14 protein-coding genes and 1 pseudogene are annotated in these 17335 nt (G+C 73.0%); 10 read left to right on the forward strand and 5 right to left on the reverse strand.

All coding sequences use genetic code 11. The features are described 5' to 3' along the window. Window positions 1-148: 148 nt before the first annotated feature. Window positions 149-1006: an NUDIX hydrolase gene (locus JWQ91_RS01390; protein WP_297779790.1), complete on the reverse strand. Its 858-nt coding sequence runs from the start codon at window positions 1004-1006 to the stop codon at window positions 149-151. Between the two features lie 60 nt (window positions 1007-1066). Next, entirely contained in the window at window positions 1067-2206 is a 1140-nt protein-coding gene (locus JWQ91_RS01395; protein ID WP_297779793.1) for a trypsin-like peptidase domain-containing protein, read from the reverse strand. 145 nt (window positions 2207-2351) lie between these two features. On the opposite strand from JWQ91_RS01395, the gene JWQ91_RS01400 reads away from it, so the two are divergent. The 8 genes from JWQ91_RS01400 to treY all read left to right on the forward strand — a co-directional run bounded on the left by JWQ91_RS01400 (window position 2352) and on the right by treY (window position 12075). Further along, the gene (locus JWQ91_RS01400; RefSeq protein ID WP_297779796.1) at window positions 2352-2762 is read left to right on the forward strand and encodes a hypothetical protein; all 411 of its coding nucleotides are present in this window, start codon (window positions 2352-2354) and stop codon (window positions 2760-2762) included. Window positions 2763-2824: 62 nt separating this feature from the next. Beyond that, window positions 2825-3349 (forward strand): helix-turn-helix domain-containing protein, encoded by a 525-nt coding sequence (locus JWQ91_RS01405; RefSeq protein ID WP_297779798.1) that lies wholly within the window; start codon window positions 2825-2827, stop codon window positions 3347-3349. Beyond that, entirely contained in the window at window positions 3346-4710 is a 1365-nt protein-coding gene (locus JWQ91_RS01410; protein WP_297779801.1) for an MFS transporter, read from the forward strand. Before JWQ91_RS01405 ends, JWQ91_RS01410 begins: the two co-directional genes overlap by 4 nt. Continuing rightward, a complete protein-coding gene (locus tag JWQ91_RS01415) occupies window positions 4641-5420 on the forward strand; it encodes an enoyl-CoA hydratase-related protein (protein WP_297779804.1) in 780 nt (259 codons plus the stop codon). The genes JWQ91_RS01410 and JWQ91_RS01415 overlap by 70 nt, the downstream gene beginning before the upstream one ends. A gap of 77 nt (window positions 5421-5497) precedes the next feature. Next, window positions 5498-5659: a hypothetical protein gene (locus JWQ91_RS01420; protein WP_297779806.1), complete on the forward strand. Its 162-nt coding sequence runs from the start codon at window positions 5498-5500 to the stop codon at window positions 5657-5659. After that, complete coding sequence (malQ, locus tag JWQ91_RS01425; protein ID WP_297779808.1) at window positions 5640-7601, forward strand: 4-alpha-glucanotransferase; 1962 nt, start codon at window positions 5640-5642, stop codon at window positions 7599-7601. The genes JWQ91_RS01420 and malQ overlap by 20 nt, the downstream gene beginning before the upstream one ends. Window positions 7602-7693: 92 nt before the next feature. Next, complete coding sequence (gene glgX, locus JWQ91_RS01430) at window positions 7694-9808, forward strand: glycogen debranching protein GlgX (RefSeq protein WP_297779811.1); 2115 nt, start codon at window positions 7694-7696, stop codon at window positions 9806-9808. After that, window positions 9805-12075 carry a malto-oligosyltrehalose synthase gene (gene treY, locus JWQ91_RS01435; protein ID WP_297779814.1) on the forward strand — a complete coding sequence of 757 codons (2271 nt, stop codon included), beginning with the start codon at window positions 9805-9807 and terminating at the stop codon, window positions 12073-12075. Before glgX ends, treY begins: the two co-directional genes overlap by 4 nt. A gap of 89 nt (window positions 12076-12164) precedes the next feature. On the opposite strand, the gene JWQ91_RS01440 is transcribed toward treY, so the two are convergent. Further along, window positions 12165-12974 carry a UbiA family prenyltransferase gene (locus JWQ91_RS01440; RefSeq protein ID WP_297779817.1) on the reverse strand — a complete coding sequence of 270 codons (810 nt, stop codon included), beginning with the start codon at window positions 12972-12974 and terminating at the stop codon, window positions 12165-12167. 78 nt (window positions 12975-13052) lie between these two features. Here JWQ91_RS01440 and treZ point away from each other — a divergent pair, with 78 nt between their 5' ends. After that, window positions 13053-14738, forward strand: a complete 1686-nt coding sequence (treZ, locus tag JWQ91_RS01445) for a malto-oligosyltrehalose trehalohydrolase (protein ID WP_297779820.1) — start codon at window positions 13053-13055, stop codon at window positions 14736-14738. Here treZ and JWQ91_RS01450 read toward each other — a convergent pair. Together JWQ91_RS01450 and JWQ91_RS01455 are read right to left on the reverse strand one after the other, a co-directional pair. Next, window positions 14702-16177, reverse strand: a complete 1476-nt coding sequence (locus JWQ91_RS01450) for an amidohydrolase family protein (protein ID WP_297779822.1) — start codon at window positions 16175-16177, stop codon at window positions 14702-14704. The two genes, treZ and JWQ91_RS01450, sit on opposite strands and share 37 nt — an antisense overlap. After that, complete coding sequence (locus JWQ91_RS01455; protein WP_297779825.1) at window positions 16174-16989, reverse strand: PhzF family phenazine biosynthesis protein; 816 nt, start codon at window positions 16987-16989, stop codon at window positions 16174-16176. The genes JWQ91_RS01450 and JWQ91_RS01455 overlap by 4 nt, the downstream gene beginning before the upstream one ends. 81 nt (window positions 16990-17070) lie before the next feature. Here JWQ91_RS01455 and JWQ91_RS01460 point away from each other — a divergent pair. After that, a pseudogene (locus tag JWQ91_RS01460) lies at window positions 17071-17335 on the forward strand (DoxX family membrane protein); the annotation flags it as partial.

A 17335-nucleotide genomic window follows, 5' to 3' on the forward strand; every position in this document is an offset into this window, starting at 1 on the left:
CCTCTCGTCGGGCATCTCCGGCTCTGGCAAGCTGCGCTACTACCACCAGGTCCTGCTCTACATCCCCGGCGGCAACGGCAAGCCGCGGGCCCTCGGCCAGTACGGCGGCGTGGTCAGCGCCGACAGCGGCGCGACGCAGGAGTAGCGGCTACTCGGCGGCCTTCGGCGCCTCGCGGTAGGTCGGGAGGGCGCCCGCGTCCACCGCCTCCAGCAGCTCGACCGCGGCCGCGGCGCCGTACGCGCGCACCGTCTCGGGGTCGCACCAGTGGATCGCCTTGATCTCGGTCGGCTGCAGCGTCATGCCGCCGGTGATCGACGAGTCGACGGTGCCGAGGTCGAACAGGAAGATGCAGGCGTCGTCCCACCCGCGCCACGCGGGCAGCCAGTTGACCGTGAGCAGCCCCTGCACCTCCACGGTGACGCCGAGCTCCTCCTGGAGCTCGCGCACCAGCCCGACCGACGGCGCCTCGCCGACCTCGACGACCCCGCCCGGGAGGTCCCACTCCTTCTTGTAGGTCAGCTCGCACAGCAGCACGCGCCCCTGCTCGTCCCGCAGCAGTCCCTGGCTGATGACGCGCTTGGTCGGCAGGCCCGCGTTGAGGATCGCGATGAAGCCGTCGCGGCTGACGGCCGGCGGGTCGTCGGCGAGCCGGGCCATGAGCACCTGGTCGGGCTGGTCGCCCGAGGTGCGGATGATGCCCTCCCGGCGCAGCCCGCCGATCGAGGCGGCACGGATGTCGCGGACGCTCTCGACCCCCAGGCGTACCTCGACCCGGCTGATGCCCTCGTCGCCGAACGCGTGCTCGATCGCGAGCCGGAGCGCCCGGGCGACGACGAACGGCTCGAGCCGGGAGTTCCAGCGGATCGAGGCCGTGCCCGGCTCCTCGGTGCGCAGGGCCACGGTGCCGACCTGCTCCCCGTCCAGCACGATCGCGAATCCGGTGAACTCCTCGGATCCTGTCGTCGGCTCCAGGGCGAGGTCTTCGTCACGCAGGGTCTGGGTCACGCCCTCAGGCTATCCGCCGGGCCGTCGGGACGCGGTCGGTCGTCTCTGCAGGTGTGCGGCTCACCCCACCGGGCCCCCGCCGAGGGTCAGCGTCGCGGTGTGGGCCTGCCCGGCGTTGTCGGTCCAGGCGACCGTGGCCCGGTCGCCGACCGGGAGCCGCGAGACGGCCTCGCTGAGGGCGTCCGCGCTCGTGATGGAGGCGCCGTTGAGGCCCGTGACGGTGCTGCCGGTCGCGATGCCGGCGTCCGCGGCGGGGGAGTCCTGCGCGACGCCGGCCACCAGGGCCCCGGTGACCTGGGAGGACAGGGAGATCCCGAGGTAGCCGTGGTTGCCGATCACGACGGTGTCGCTCACCGTCCCCGACTCGATGTCGTCGGCGATCGAGAGCGCCTGGGCGATGGGGACGGCGTAGCCCGTGACGTTCGCCGCCCCGCTGGACGCCGCGGTGTTCATCCCGACGACCTCGCCATCGTCGTCGTAGAGCGCGCCGCCGGAGTCGCCCGCGATGATGTCGGCGTCGACCTCGATCAGGCCCGTGAGCCGGCTGGCGGCACCGCCGGTCTCGCTGGAGACCGTGATTGCCTGGTCCAGCGCCACGACGGTGCCCGCTGCCGCGCTGGCGGCGCCGCCGTCGCCGTTCGCGTTGCCGACTCCGGTCACGCTGTTCCCGGTGGCGACCTGCTCGGTGGTGTCGGTCGTGACGGGGGTCAGCCCCGAGGCGCCCTCGAGCTGGAGCACCGCGACGTCGTGTGTCGAGTCGTAGCCGACGACGTCGGCGCCGTACGTCCGCCCGGTCGAGACGACCTCGACCGAGATCGAGGTCGCGCCCTCGACGACGTGGTGGTTGGTGAGGATCTCGCCGTCGGCCGTCAGGACCATGCCTGTGCCGGCCGCCTTGCCGGTCCCGTAGTCGAGGGTGGTGTTGATGTAGACCAGGCCGACCTCCTGCGCGCTGGTGGCGTCGGTCGCCGCGCTCTCGGTCGTCTCGGTCGTCGCGGGCGGACCGTCGAACGTGCCGTACGTCGGCTGCTGCGTGGTGGCCGGCTGCCGCACCGTCGTGGTGGCGCTGGTCGCGGGCGTGGCGGCGGCATGCGTCGCCCAGCCGGCGCCGGTGAGCCCGATGGCGCACGCGGCGATGCCGGCGACGACGACCCGGCGGGTGGAGTGGGGGCGGCGCGGGTCGGCGAGGTGCTCGGTCATGGTGATCTCCCTGTCTGGCTGGTCCCCCAGACAAGTCGGGAATCCTGGGTGGATCCTGTGAGGACGCCCCGAGAAGCGTGAGACCCGCCGCCGACCCCGGGCTCGTCGCGTGCCGGTGACCTGTGAGGTGTGCCACGATGCAGCGGTGGAGATCGAGAACATCCTCTGGATGCTGGTCGCGCTGGCGGCCGTCGTGGTCCTGCTGACACGGCTGCGCCTGCACGCCAACGCCCAGCAGGCCGGGCACGCCCAGGTCTCCGACACGCTCGTCAACGCCCACACGATCGTGGGCGTCCTGATGCTCGTCGCCGGAGTGTTCTACCTCGCCTCGCCGTCGGACGCCAAGGGCTACCTCGCGGTCCTGGTCTGGTGGGCCGAGGCGATCATCGGGCTGCTGGTCCTGGCCCGGTGGCTGCCCGGGGGAGGGCGTCACGCTGCCCCCGCCACGGACGACAGCTGGGCACAGGGCCCGTTCCTGTCGATCCTGGGCCACGTCGGCATGGTGCTGGGCGTCGCCTTCTTCACCTACGCCGTGTTCTCCGGCAAGGTCGCCTGACCACTCCGCAGCACTGCAAAGAAGTCTTTGCAAATTGTTCTTTGCAGTCTTAGGGTCGAGCCATGTCGCTCACCCGCAGGACCGTCGACGACCTCGAGACGCTCAAGGCCGTGTCCCACCCGCTGCGGATGACGCTGCTGGGCCGGCTCCGGTCCGACGGTCCCGCCACGGCGTCCGAGCTCGGCCGGGCGTTGGGGGAGTCGAGTGGCTCCACGTCGTACCACCTGCGGCAACTCGAGCGGTTCGGCTTCGTCGGTGACGATGCCGAGCAGCCGTCAGGACGCGAACGACGCTGGCGGGCGCTGCACGACGTCACCGAGTTCCCGCTCGCGCTGGTCGAGATCGACGGGGGACGGGAGTACCTCGACACCGTGCGCCGTCGTCAGCAGGAGCGGCTGGCCGCGGGGCTGGCGGCGTGGACCGAGCCGCGGCGCGGCATCGGCCACAGCGACTACGTCGTGGCGCTCGACCCGGACGACCTCGACGCGATGGTCGCGGAGATCGACCAGGTCGTGGCCCGCTACGCGCACCGCGGCGGCTCCGAGGAGATCGCGGTGCACGTGCTGACGCTCCCGCAGGCGCGATGAGCCTGAGGGCCCGGTTCTGGCTGCTGGCCGGGATCCGCTGGCTCTCGACCGGGTTCATCGTCCCGGTCGCGGCCCTGCTGCCGCTCGACCGCGGGCTCACGGTCGCCGAGTACGGCACCGTCGCCGCGGTGCAGGGCATCACGGTCCTTGTCCTCGAGCTGCCCACGGGTGGCTTCGCCGACGCGATAGGTCGCCGTCCGGTGTGGATCGCGTCCGCGGTCGTCGCGTTCGTGTCGTACGGGGTCTACGCGCTCGCGCAGACCCCGGCGGTGTTCGCGGTCGCGACGGCGCTGGCCGGGGCCTACCGGGCCCTCGACAGTGGTCCACTCAACGCGTGGTTCGTCGACGCGGTGCACGACCGGGAGCCCGAGCAGACCAGGAGTGCCGTCGTGGCGAACGGCCTGTCGGGCTACGCCAGCGTCGTCGGCCTCGCGATCGCGACGGGTGCGGTGCTGTCCGCGGCGCTCGTGGCGTGGGCGCCGCTGGGCGACGGGCAGGCGCTCGTCGTCCCCTACTGGGTCGCGGCGGCGCTGTCGGTGGTGCAGATCGGGGCCGCGGTCGTGCTGATGGACGAGGACCGCTCGGCCCGGATCGGTGGGCTGGTCGGCGCGATCCGCGCGACGCCCGCCGCGATCCTCGACGGCACCCGGCTGCTCCTCGGCTCGCGGGTGCTGCGGGCGCTCGTCGCGGTCGAGATCTTCTGGGGCTTCGGCATGATCGCCTTCGAGACGTTGACGCCGATCCGGCTGTCGGAGCTCCTGGGTGACCGCGACGCCGCCGCCGCGCTGATGGGCCCCGTCACGGCCGCCGCGTGGGGTGTCTCGGCGCTCGGGGCCGCGATGGTGCCGCTGCTGCTGCGGCGCTGGAGCATGGTCGCGGTCTCGGTCGCGCTCCGGCTCGTCCAGGGGGCCACGGTGGTCGCGATGGGGATCGCGGGCGGACCCGTCGGCCTGGTCGCGGGCCTCTTCGCGACGTACGCCGTCCACTCCGCCGCGGGCGCGATCCACGAGACGTTGCTGCACGAGCAGGTCGGCAACGAGCAGCGGGCCACGGTCCTGTCGCTCGGCTCGATGGTGCTGCACCCGGGGGCATCGATCGGTCTGGTCGTCCTGGGAGCGGTCGCCACGGCGGCATCGACCGGTGCGGCCATCGTGGTCGGCGGGCTCGTGCTGGCGCTCGCGGCGCCGCTGTTCCTCGTCCGGGCACCCGCCCCGGCCGCCGTGCGCGGGGCCCCTATGCTCGATCGCGAGGGCACCCCCGTGGCGCCGACACGACTGCAGGAGGCATCACCGTGGGCGAATTCGTACGACTCGAGGTCAGCGACGGAGTCGGGACGATCCGACTCGACCGGCCCAAGATGAATGCGCTCGACGCCCAGGTCCAGCGTGAGCTGGCCGAGGTCTCGCGGGAGGCCGACGCGCGCGACGACGTCGCCGCGGTCGTCGTCTACGGCGGCGAGCGGGTGTTCGCGGCCGGAGCGGACGTCAAGGAGATGGCGTCGATGCCGTACGCCACGATGGTCAAGCACGCCCACCTGCTGCAGGACTTCACCCGCGCCCTGGCCGCGATCGGCAAGCCGACCGTCTCGGCCATCACGGGCTTCGCGCTCGGCGGCGGGTGTGAGGTCGCCCTGGCGACGGACCTGCGTTTTGCGGCCGACAACGCCAAGCTGGGCCAGCCTGAGATCCTGCTCGGCATCATCCCCGGCGCCGGCGGCACGCAGCGGCTGTCGCGGCTCGTCGGGCCCGCCAAGGCCAAGGACCTGATCTACACCGGCCGGTTCGTCGACGCGCAGGAGGCGCTCGCGATCGGCCTGGTCGACCAGGTCCACCCCGCCGACGAGGTCTATGCCAAGGCCGTCGAGTGGGCGTCGCAGTTCGTCGGCGGCCCCGCGCTCGCGCTGCGCGCCGCGAAGGGGGCCGTCGACCGCGGCCTCGAGGTCGACCTGCAGACCGGCCTGGACATCGAGCGGGGCGAGTTCACCGGCCTGTTCGCGACGGACGACCGGGCGGCGGGCATGACCTCGTTCGTCGAGAACGGGCCCGGCAAGGCGACCTTCACGGGATCGTGATTCAGGTGCGGCGCAAAGGGGTAGTGACGGGTTCGCTCTCCCCGGCGCGCCCGTGCCGGCCGACGACAGGACCCGACATGACGAAGCCCCTTCTGCTCGCGCGCGCTGCCCTGATGCGCGCGTTCGTCGCCTTCGACCCGCAGGATGCGGTCCGGCCCCGCGCGGCGTACGCCACCGCCGGTGTCGCACCGGTCGCGACGACTCGCGATGCTGGACCGCATGGTCGTACCCGTTCCTGACGCGCTGGCCGATCTCGCCGCCCTGCACGGGGTGGCGACGAGCTATGAGGGCTCGGACCGCACCGAGGTGCTGGTCGAGGCCGAGCTGGTCGTCGCGGTCCTCGGCATGCTCGACGTCGACGCCACGAGTGATGCGGCGATCGCCCGCGAGCTCGAGCTGGCCCGCGCCCACCGGGACCGGGTCGCGCTGCCGCCGACGATCGTCGTGCTGGAGGGATCCGGTCGACGGCTCGAGGTGCCCGGCCGGGTCGTCCTCGAGGACGGCACGACGCTCGACGCCTCCGACGCACTGCCCGCCGACCTGCCGCTGGGGTGGCACCGGGTCGTCACCGACGAGCAGGACGTCACGCTGATCGTGGCACCCGCCCGGATGCCCGACATCGCGCCGACGTGGGGCTGGATGCTGCAGCTGTACGCCCTGCGGTCGTCGCAGTCGTGGGGGATGGGCGACTTCGGCGACCTCGCCGAGTTCGCCCGCCGCGCCGGCAGCGAGCAGGGCGCCGGGGTCATGCTGGTCAACCCCGTCGAGGCGGTCGCCCCGACCCACCCGATCCAGCGCTCGCCCTACTCGCCGGCGAGCCGCCGGTTCGCCAACCCGCTCTACCTGCGACTGACCGACCTCGCGGCCTTCACCGCCGCCGACACCGCGACGCAGGCCGCGGTCCTGGCGCTGGCTCCGGACCGCGACACCGCACTGATCGACTACGACGCGGTCTGGGACGCCAAGCACGCCGCGCTCGAGCTGCTGTGGCCACACCGGCCGGCGGCCGAGCGGGCGTACGCGCCGGACGAGCAGCTCGCGACGTTCGGGACGTTCTGCGCCCTCGCCGAGCAGCACGGCGGCGACTGGCGTGACTGGCCCGAGGCTCTGCACGACCCGGACGGACCGGCCGTGACGCAGGTCCGGGTCGACCTGGCCGAGCGCATCGCGTTCCACGTGTGGCTGCAGCACCTCTGCCGCGAGCAGCTGGACGCCGCGCGGGCCGCGGCGCGCGCAGGCGGGATGAGCGTCGGGATCGTGCACGACCTGCCGGTCGGGGTCAGCCCCGGCGGGCCCGACACGTGGTCGGAGCGGGACGTCTTCGCGCCCGTCGTCCGGGTCGGCTGCCCCGCCGACGCGTTCAACGAGCTCGGCCAGGACTGGGGCCTGCCGCCGTGGAAGCCAGCCGAGCTGGCCCGGACCGGCTACGCCCCGTTCCGTGAGGTCGTCCGCAGCGTGCTGCGGCACGCCGACGGCATCCGGATCGACCACATCGCCGGCCTGTGGCGGCTGTGGTGGATCCCGCCGGGAGAGCCCGCGCACCGCGGGACGTACGTCCACTACGACTCCGCGGCGATGCTCGCGGTCCTGGCGCTCGAGGCCCACCGCGCCGGCGCGATCATCGTGGGCGAGGACCTCGGCACGGTCGAGGACGTCGTCACCGAGACGATGCACGAGCGCGGGATGCTGAGCTCGGCGGTGCTGTGGTTCGAGCGGGACTGGGACGCCCCGGGGCAGCCGTTCGTGCCGCCGGCGCAGTGGGAGCCCGAGACCATGGCGAGCGTCACGACCCACGACCTGCCGACCGCGACCGGCTGGCTGGAGGCCGAGCACGTACGCCTGCGCGCCTCGCTCGACCTGCTGGACGGACCGACCGACGAGGCGTACGCGGCGGCGGCCGCGGACCGGGCCGCGCTGATGGACCTGGTGCGGGCCGAGGGGATCGCGGACGCCGAGCCCGTTGTCGCGCTGCACGCCGTCATCGCCCGCGCGGCGTCCAGGCTCGTGCTGAGCTCACCCAGCGATGTCGTCGGCGAGCGGCGCCAGCCCAACCTGCCCGGCACGATCGACGAGTACCCCAACTGGCGGATCCCGTTGCCGGTCTCGTTGGAGGACTTCTTCGACGACCCTGCGGTCGCCGCCGCGATCGCGCCGCTGCGTGAGGAGCGGCCGCAGCCGTAGGCCGGCGACGTACCTCACATCCGGACCGGATTGCCGCACGCGCTTCGGGGGTATTGGCTAGGGGTCCCCCTTCACCCTCTCGAGGAGCTCCCTTGCGCCCCTGGCCCGGCAGTGCCTACCCATTGGGCGCCACGTACGACGGCGTCGGCACCAACTTCGCCCTCTACTCGGAGGTCGCCGAGAAGGTCGAGCTGTGCTTGTTCGACGAGGACGGCACCGAGACCAGGCTGCGGCTCGACGAGGTCGACGGGTTCGTCCACCACGGCTACCTCTCGGGCGTCGGTCCGGGGCAGCGCTACGGCTATCGCGTGCACGGTCCGTACGAGCCGGAGCAGGGGCTGCGCTGCAACCCCAACAAGCTCCTGATCGACCCGTACGCCAAGGCGTTCTCGCACGGCGTCGACTGGGACGACTCACTGTTCGGCTACTCGTTCGACGACCCGGACGAGCGCAACGACCTCGACTCGGCCGGGCACGTGCCGTTCTCGCTGGTGACCAACCCGTTCTTCGACTGGGCAAACGACCGGCTGCCCCGCACGCCGTACAACGAGTCCGTGATCTACGAGGCGCACGTCAAGGGCCTCACCATGACGCACCCGGGCATCCCCGAGGAGATCCGCGGCACGTACGCCGCGATCGCGCACCCCTCCGTGGTCGATCACCTCAAGGGCCTCGGTGTCACGGCCATCGAGCTGCTGCCGGTGCACCAGTTCGTCACCGACCACTACCTGGTCGAGAAGGACCTGACGAACTACTGGGGCTACAACACGATCGGCTTCTTCGCGCCGCACGACGCCTACACCTCGCGGCCCGGCGCGCAGGTCGAGGAGTTCAAGGGCATGGTGCGCGCGCTGCACGAGGCGGGCATCGAGGTCATCCTCGACGTGGTCTACAACCACACCGCCGAGGGCAACCACCTCGGGCCGACGCTGTCGATGAAGGGCATCGACAACCAGTCGTACTACCGGCTCGTCGAGGACGACGAGCAGTTCTACATGGACTACACGGGGACCGGCAACTCGCTCAACGTGGGCAACCCGCATGCGCTGCAGCTCATCATGGACTCACTGCGCTACTGGGTCACCGAGATGCACGTCGACGGCTTCCGCTTCGACCTCGCGGCCACACTGGCGCGCGAGTTCTACGACGTCGACAAGCTCGCGACCTTCTTCGAGCTCGTCCAGCAGGACCCGGTCGTGAGCCAGGTCAAGCTCATCGCGGAGCCGTGGGACGTCGGTCCCGGTGGCTACCAGGTCGGCGGGTTCCCCCCGCAGTGGACCGAGTGGAACGCCGAGTACCGAGACATCGTGCGCGACTTCTGGCGCGGAGAGTCGTCGACCCTGGGCGAGTTCGCCTCGCGCATCACCGGCTCGTCCGACCTCTACCAGGACAACGGGCGCCGGCCGTACGCCTCGATCAACTTCGTCACGGCGCACGACGGCTTCACGCTGGCGGACCTCGTCTCGTACAACGACAAGCACAACGACGCGAACGGCGAGGACGGCCGCGACGGCGCCGACGACAACCGGTCGTGGAACTGCGGCGTCGAGGGACCGACCGACGATGCCGAGATCCTCGCGCTGCGGGACTGCCAGCGCCGCAACCTGCTCGCGACCCTGTTGCTGTCGCAGGGCGTCCCGATGATCCTGCACGGTGACGAGCTGGGTCGCACGCAGGGCGGCAACAACAATGCGTACTGCCAGGACAACGAGGTCGCGTGGATCGACTGGGAGCGCGCCGAGTCCGATCACGCCCTGACGGAGTTCGTGGGTGCGCTGACCGACTTCCGCCGCCGGCACCCCGCCTTCCGCCGCCGTCGCTTCTTCGAGGGCAAGCCGATCCGCAAGGGCGACGAGCTGGGTGACATCGCCTGGTTCACGCCGGCGGGCGAGGAGATGAAGGAGCAGAACTGGGACGACGCGTTCGGCAAGTCGATCGTCGTGTTCCTCAACGGTGACGCGATCGCCGACCGGGACGCCCGCGGCGAGCGGGTCGTCGATGACTCCTTCCTCATGGCGTTCAACGCGCACCACGAGGACATCGAGATGACGCTGCCCGCGGAGGAGTACGGCTCCGGGTGGGGCGTCGTGGTCGACAGCTGCGCCGGCACGGTCGAGTCGACGCCGCGCGGCGACGTCCTGCGCGCCGGTGGCGGCTTCACGCTGCCCGCGCGGTCGCTGATCGTGCTGCAGCGGGTGACCGCATGACGGCTCCGGCGTCGACGTACCGGCTGCAGCTGCGGCCGGAGTTCGGCTTCGACGACGCCCGGGCGGTCGTGGACTACCTCGACCGGCTCGGCGTCGGCGCGGCGTACGTCTCGCCGGTCCTCGAGGCGACGCCCGGGTCGACCCACGGCTACGACGTCACCGACCCCCGGACCGCCCGCCCCGCGCTGGGTGGCGAGGAGGGCCGGGTGGCGCTGTCCGCGGCGATCCGCGACGCCGGGCTGGGGCTCGTGATCGACATCGTGCCCAACCACATGTCGATCGAGGTGCCGGCGGCCAACCCGTTCTGGTGGGACGTGCTGACCCACGGACCGAGCTCGGCGTACGCCCACTGGTTCGACATCGACTGGTCGCGCGAGCGGATCCTGGTCCCGGTGCTCGGCTCGGCCGACGACGTCTCGGCGCTGGCCGTGGACGGTGACGAGCTGACCTACTACGACCACCGGTTCCCGATCGCCCCCGGGACGAGCGGCGGGACCGCGGACGAGGTGCACGCCCGCCAGCACTACGAGCTGGTCGACTGGCGCCGCGGCAACGCCGAGCTGAGCTATCGCCGGTTCTTCGACATCACGACCCTCGCAGCGGTGGCCGTCGAGCACCGCGACGTCTTCGACGAGGTGCACGCCGAGGTGCTGCGCTGGGTCGACGCGGGGGACGTCACGGGCCTGCGGGTCGACCACCCCGACGGGCTCGCGGACCCCACGACGTACATGCAGTGGCTGCGGGCCGCGGCCCCCGACGCGTGGCTGCTGGTCGAGAAGATCCTGCACCCCGGCGAGGCGCTCCCCGCCTCGTGGCCGGTCGACGGCACGACGGGCTACGACGCGCTGGGGGAGATCGCCGGCGTCCTGGTCGACCCGACGGGGGAGAAGGCGCTGACGGCCCTGGCGGCCGAGCTGGGTCAGGACACCGACCTGGCTGCGGTCGAGGAGACCGCCCGGCGGCTCGTGACCGACACGATCCTGGTCGCCGAGGTGCGCCGCATCGCGGCCCTGGTCGACGAGGTCGAGCCGGGCGCGGCGCGGGCCGCCGTCGCCGAGACCATGATCGCGTTCGACGTCTACCGGTCGTACCTCCCCGAGGGGGCCGACCACTGGGCGCGAGCGATCGCCACGGCCGGCGCGCGCCGACCCGACCTCCGTGCGGCGCTGCGGGTGCTGGACCAGCAGGTGACCGGCGACCCGGCGGGCGAGCTCGCGACGCGGATCCAGCAGACGTCCGGCATGGTCGTGGCCAAGGGCACGGAGGACACGACGTTCTATCGTCACACCCGGTTCGCCCCGCTCAACGAGGTCGGAGGCTCCCCGGACCGCTTCGGCATCGACGTCGACGAGCTGCACCGGCTCGCCGCGGCGCGGGACGCCTCGGCCCCGGCGACGATGACGACCCTGACGACCCACGACACCAAGCGGTCCGAGGACACCCGCGCGCGCCTGCTGGTGCTCGCCGAGGTGGCCGACGACTTCGCGGAGCTGATACGTGACTGGTCGGCGCGGGCGGGGCTCGACGAGCCGTCGATCGACCTGCTGGCCTGGCAGACGCTGGTCGGCGCTGCCCCGATCGACGACGAGCGGCTGACCGACTATCTCCTCAAGGCCGCGCGGGAGTCCAAGCTGCGTACGACGTGGACCGAGCCCGACGAGGCGTTCGAGCAGCAGATCCGCGATTGGCCGGCGCGCGTGCGTGAGACGGTCGGCGACGACGTCGACGCGTTCGTCGCCCGCATCACCCCGCCTGGCTGGACCAACTCGCTGTCGCAGAAGCTGCTGCAGCTCGCCGGGCCCGGCGTCCCCGACGTCTACCAGGGCACCGAGCTGTGGGACTTCTCGCTCGTCGACCCCGACAACCGGCGCCCGGTCGACTACGGGATCCGCCGCGAGCTGCTCGACCGCTTCGGCGAGGGCCTCGTGCCCGAGCTCGACGTGTCCGGCGCGGCCAAGATGTTCGTCGTCCACCGCGTGCTGACGCTCCGCCGCGAACGGCCCGAGCTGTTCCGTGGCTACCGGGCGCTGGCCGCGTCCGGCCCGGCCGCCGAGCACCTCATCGCGTTCCAGCGCAGCGACGACCTCGTAGCCGTCGCGACCCGGCTCCCGGTCGGGCTCGCGGCCCGGGGCGGGTGGGGCGAGACGACGCTCGACCTGCCCGAGGGGCAGTGGAGCGACGTCTTGGGCGGCTCCGTCGACGGGGGATCGGTCCAGGTCGCCGAGCTCCTGGGCCGCTACCCGGTCGCGCTGCTCGTCCGGGACTGACCTCTCCGTCCGCTGGGAGTGACGTTTGGGCCGCGAAATGGCCGATCTGAGGGCCCAAACGTCACTCCCAGCGGGGCGGGAGTGCTGGGTCAGCTGCGGGCCAGCAGGGCGATGACGTCGACCAGGGCGACGCCGATCGTGGCGTGGAAGGCGCCGCGGCCGGGAGCGACCCGACCGATCAGGACGAGCACCACCACCAGGGTCAGCGTCGCGAAGCCCGCCGCCCCCACGGGTCCGGCCGGGACCAGGACCACGACGGCCGACCCGGCCAGCAGCAGGATCGTGGCGAGGTCGAGCGACCACCGGGCCCCGAGTCGGTGGGGGAGGCCGTTCACGCCGGTCACGCGATCGTCCTCCAGGTCGGGCACGGCGTTGACGAGGTGGGCGCCGGTGCCGAGCAGGGCGCCGGCGACGGGCATCCAGGCGGGAACGCCCTCACCACGGACGGCGAGCGACACGACGAGCGGGAGGCAGCCGAAGCACACCGCGTAGGGCAGCCAGGACAGGACCGAGCGCTTGACGCCGAGGTTGTACGCCCACCCGGCCGCCACGAGGCCCAGGTGCAGGAAGCCCGGTGCCGGCCCGAGCGCCAGGGACGTCACCACCGTCAGGACCAGGGCGACGGCGACGGCCCGGCGGACGGTCGACACCCGCACGGCGCCGGTCACCAGGGGCTTGTCCTGCCGCCCCACGACGCGGTCCCGGTGCCGGTCGACCAGGTCGTTGGACCAGCCGACCGACAGCTGCCCGCTCAGGGCCGCGGCACCCACGAGGAGAGCCGTCCCGGCCGAGGTGTCCCAGGACATCGCGAGCAGGACCGTCAGCACCGTCACGGCGAACGCCGGCCCGGGATGGCACGCACGGAGCAGCGCCCGGGTGGTGTCGGTCGCGGCGCTCACCCCACCACTGTGCAGCACGCACGCCGGGGCGCGAGTCGACGCGGCTGCGGATCCCGCCCACGCCACTAGGCTCGACCTATGACGATCTCGGTGTGGGCTCCTGATCTCGAACGAGTCCGGGTCGAGGTCGCCGGCGAGGTCCACGACATGACCCGCCGCCACGACGGCTGGTGGGCCGCCGACCTGGCGTCCCCCCACGGCACGGGCTACGCCTTCCTGCTCGGCGACGACGACACCCCGCTGCCGGACCCGCGCTCGGCGTGGCAGCCGGACGGCGTGCACGCCGCCTCCCGGGCGTACGACCATGGCCTCTTCGCGTGGACCGACGACGCGTGGCCGGGCCGCGGGCTCGCGGGCTCGGTCGTCTACGAGCTGCACATCGGGACGTTCACGCCCGGCGGTACGTTCGACACCGCGATCGAGCGGCTCGACCACCTCGTCGAGCTGGGCATCGACCTGGTCGAGGTCCTGCCGGTCAACTCGTTCGACGGCCCGCACGGCTGGGGCTACGACGGCGTGCTGTGGGGCGCGGTGCACGAGCCGTACGGGGGGCCCGACGGGTTCAAGCGGTTCGTCGACGCGTGCCACACGCGCGGCCTCGGCGTCCTGCTCGACGTCGTCTACAACCACCTCGGCCCGTCGGGCGCCTACCTCGACCGGTTCGGTCCCTACTTCGCCGGTCAGAACGACTGGGGCCCGGGCCTCAACCTCGACGGTCCCGGCTCGGACGAGGTCCGCCGCTACGTCCTCGACAACGCACTGGCGTGGTTCGAGCACTTCCACGTCGACGGCCTGCGGCTCGACGCGGTCCACGCCCTGGCCGACAAGCGTGCCCTGCCGATCCTGGAGGAGCTGTCCGCCGAGACGCACCGGATGGGCGAGCGGCTGGGCCGGCCGCTGACGCTGATCGCCGAGTCCGACCTCAACGACCCCCGCACCGTCGTCCCGCGCGCCGAGCACGGCCTGGGGATGGACGCCCAGTGGTCGGACGACCTGCACCACGCCCTGCACGTCCGCCTGACGGGGGAGACCGAGGGCTACTACGCCGACTTCGCCGCCCCCGGCGCGCTGGCCAAGACCCTGCGGGGCGCGTTCTTCCACGACGGCACGTGGTCCTCGTTCCGCGGACGTACGCACGGGCGCCCCGTCGACACGACCGCGCTGCCCGGCACGGCGTTCCTGGCGTACCTGCAGAACCACGACCAGATCGGCAACCGCGCCACCGGTGACCGGATCTCCGCGACGCTGTCGCCGGGGCTGCTGGCCTGTGGGGCCGCGATCGTCCTGCTGGGCCCCTACACGCCGATGCTGTTCATGGGCGAGGAGTGGGCCGCGTCGACGCCGTGGCAGTTCTTCGCGTCCTTCCCGGACCCCGACCTCGCCGAGGCCGTGCGCACGGGACGCCGGCGCGAGTTCGGCCGCCACGGCTGGGGCGAGCTCGAGGTCCCCGATCCCATGGACCCCGCGACGTTCGAGCGCTCGACGCTCGACTGGTCCGAGCCGCAGCAGCCCGACCACGCGGCCCTGCTCGCGGTCCACCGCCAGCTGATCGCGCTGCGACGCAGCCACCCCGACCTGACCGACCCGTCCCTGGTCGACCTGCGGGTCGAGGTCGCCGACGACGACTCGGAGCTCGTGATGCACCGCGGCGCGCTGCGGGTGCGGATCGACCTGGTCGCGGAGCGGGCCACGGTCCTGAGCGGCGACGACGTCCTGTGGGACTCGGCTCAGCTCCTCCAGAAGACCTCGGCGCCCGCGACGTAGGTCGCCGCCACCCCGACCCGCCGGAGGTCGGTCCGCAGCGGATCGGCGTCCAGCAGCACCAGGTCGCCCCGGGACCCGGGCCCGACGGTCGGCTGCCCGTCGACCGACGCCGCGAGGGCCTCGCGCGGGGTCAGCGCCTGCTCGACGTGCCACCCCTCGAGCGCGGTGCCGGCGCGGACGGCCGCCGCCATCGACAGCCACGGGTCGAGCGGCGAGACCGGTGCGTCGGAGCCCAGCACGACGTCGACCCCGCTGTCGAGCATCGTGCGGAGCGAGAAGCACCGCCCGCCGAGCCCCGGCCACAGGTCGTCGATCACCGCGTGGTCGTCCAGCAGGTGGGCCGGCTGGACGCTGGCGCGCAGCCCGAGCCGGGCCATCCGCGTCAGGTCCTCGATCGCGGCGAGCTGGACGTGCTCGATCGACCCGCGGGCGCCGGTCCGTTCGTACGTCTCGACGGCCCGGTGCACCGCGGCGTCGCCGATCGCGTGGGTCGCGACGGCCAGGCCGTGGGCGGCGGCCCGCCGCATCAGGTCGGTCAGCTCGTCGGCCGCCAGGTTGGGCCGCCCCGACGGGTGGTCGAGACGGTCGCCGTCGGAGTACGGCGAGCAGCACCACGCGGTCCGGGTGTTGAGCGAGCCGTCGGAGATGATCTTGAGCGGGCCGGCCGTCGCGAGCCCGGCACAGCCCGGCAGCGGGTCGCCGGTCCGCAGCCCGCGGGCGATGACGTCGTCGAGCGCGTCGGCGTAGGACGCGGCCCGGATGCGTACGCCGTTGGCCGCGAGCGCCCAGCGCTCGGGCCAGTCGTGGGTGTTGTCCGCCAGCTCGAGGTCGACGAGCCCGACGACGCCGAGCGCCGCCGCGGCGTCCAGGGCGGCCCGGTACGCCGCGGGGGTCGTCGCCCGCCCGCCGGTCAGCTCGTGGATCCGGGCGTAGACCGCGAACCACTCGTCCTCGCGCAGCACCGTGTCCCGCGCCGGGACGCCGAGCGCCCGTAGCGCCGCCGACCCGAGCCAGCCGTGGTGGACGTCGCCACTGACCAGGACCACGGGGACGTCGCCCGCGACGGCGTCGAGCTCGGCGACCGTGACCTCGCGACCCCACGTCCCGGACCGGTGGCCGAAGCCGATCAACGTCTCGCCGGGGCGGCTCGCGATCCGGTCGGCCACGGTCCGCAGCACGTCCTCGGGCGTGGTCGTCGCCGAGAAGTCGACCCGCTGCGCCGCTCGCACCCACTCGCCGAGGTGCACGTGCTGGTCCCACAGGCCGGGGATCAGCCAGCGACCGTCCGCGGCGACCTCGGGCGTGCCCCGCGGGGCGCTGAGGCCCCGGTCGACGGCCGTGACGGTGCCCGCCTCGACCAGGACGTCGACCGTCCCCTCGACCGACGGGGTCGTGACCCCGACGACGTGCACGTCGCGGAGCAGCAGGTTCGCCGTCACAGGGCGACGGTCCCGACGACGCCCAGCACGGTGTCGCCGCCGATCCAGATGTCGTCCTCGACGCGGTCGACGTGCACCCGGCCGCGGCGGCCGAGACGGGTGCCCTGCGCCGCGACGTAGGAGTCGGGGGCCCGGCCCGTGCCGATCAGCCACTGCGCGATCCCCGCGTTGAGACTGCCGGTCACGGGGTCCTCGCCGGGCGGGAAGAACGCCCGCACCTCGAGGTCCGCGTCGGCCCCCGCGACGTGCGGGCCGACGACGCCGACCTTGGTGAGCCTGTCGAACGTCCCAGGCTCGATCGCCAGGACGGTGTCCGCGTCGGTCAGCAGCAGCGCGACCCAGCCGGGGCCGTTGTCGACCCACTGCGCGTCGACGACGTCGGACGGGGACACGCCGAGGACGCCGCGCACCTCGGCGAGGTCCGCCTCGTCGACCGGGCCGCTGCGCACCTGCGGGGGAGCCGCGAACGACAGCCGGCCGGCGTCCTCGCGCACCCGCACGATCCCGGCCCCGCACTCCTGCCGCAGGACGCCGGGGTGCTGCGGGCTGCCGCCGGCGGCGAGCCACGCCCGCGCCGAGCCGAGCGTCGGGTGTCCCGCGAACGGGAGCTCGGCGTACGTCGTGAAGATCTGCAGCCGGTAGTCCGCCACCGGATCGGTCGGCGCCAACAGGAATGTCGTCTCCGACAGGTTGGTCCAGCGGGCGAACGCCGCCATCTGCTCGTCGGTCAGCCCGTCCGCGTCGTGCACGACCGCGACGGGGTTGCCGAGCGTGAGCTCGTCGGTGAAGACGTCGACCTGGCTGAAGCGCATGACAGCAGGCTAGCGATCCGGGCCTTCGTGGCCCCCGTACGGTGGGAGGTCGAGCCCGAAAACCAACCTTCCGGAGGCACCATGTCGATCCGCCTGTCCCACGTCCCGCTCCGTCTCGCTGCCGGGTCGTTCATCCTCAACTCCGGTCTGTCGAAGTGGTCCGGCGACGCCGCCACCGCCGCCGGTGTGCACGGGATGGCGGCCGGGACGTACCCCGTGCTGAAGAAGGTCGACCCGCCGCTGTTCCTCAAGGCGCTGGCAGTCGGCGAGATCGCGGTCGGTGCCGCCCTGCTCGCGCCGGTCGTCCCGGCGTGGACCGCGGGCGCCGGCCTGACGGCGTTCTCCG

Source organism: Aeromicrobium sp. (genome assembly GCF_025965075.1).
In the GTDB taxonomy this organism is placed as follows: Bacteria; Actinomycetota; Actinomycetes; order Propionibacteriales; family Nocardioidaceae; genus Aeromicrobium.

Coding starts and splice junctions, on each gene's coding strand:
- JWQ91_RS01455 (WP_297779825.1), bottom strand. CDS start 16,989: ATGCGCTTCAGCCAGGTCGACGTCTTCACCGACGAGCTCACGCTCGGC.
- JWQ91_RS01410 (WP_297779801.1), top strand. CDS start 3,346: ATGAGCCTGAGGGCCCGGTTCTGGCTGCTGGCCGGGATCCGCTGGCTC.
- JWQ91_RS01395 (WP_297779793.1), bottom strand. CDS start 2,206: ATGACCGAGCACCTCGCCGACCCGCGCCGCCCCCACTCCACCCGCCGG.
- treY (WP_297779814.1), top strand. CDS start 9,805: ATGACGGCTCCGGCGTCGACGTACCGGCTGCAGCTGCGGCCGGAGTTC.
- malQ (WP_297779808.1), top strand. CDS start 5,640: ATGGTCGTACCCGTTCCTGACGCGCTGGCCGATCTCGCCGCCCTGCAC.
- JWQ91_RS01405 (WP_297779798.1), top strand. CDS start 2,825: ATGTCGCTCACCCGCAGGACCGTCGACGACCTCGAGACGCTCAAGGCC.
- JWQ91_RS01420 (WP_297779806.1), top strand. CDS start 5,498: ATGACGAAGCCCCTTCTGCTCGCGCGCGCTGCCCTGATGCGCGCGTTC.
- treZ (WP_297779820.1), top strand. CDS start 13,053: ATGACGATCTCGGTGTGGGCTCCTGATCTCGAACGAGTCCGGGTCGAG.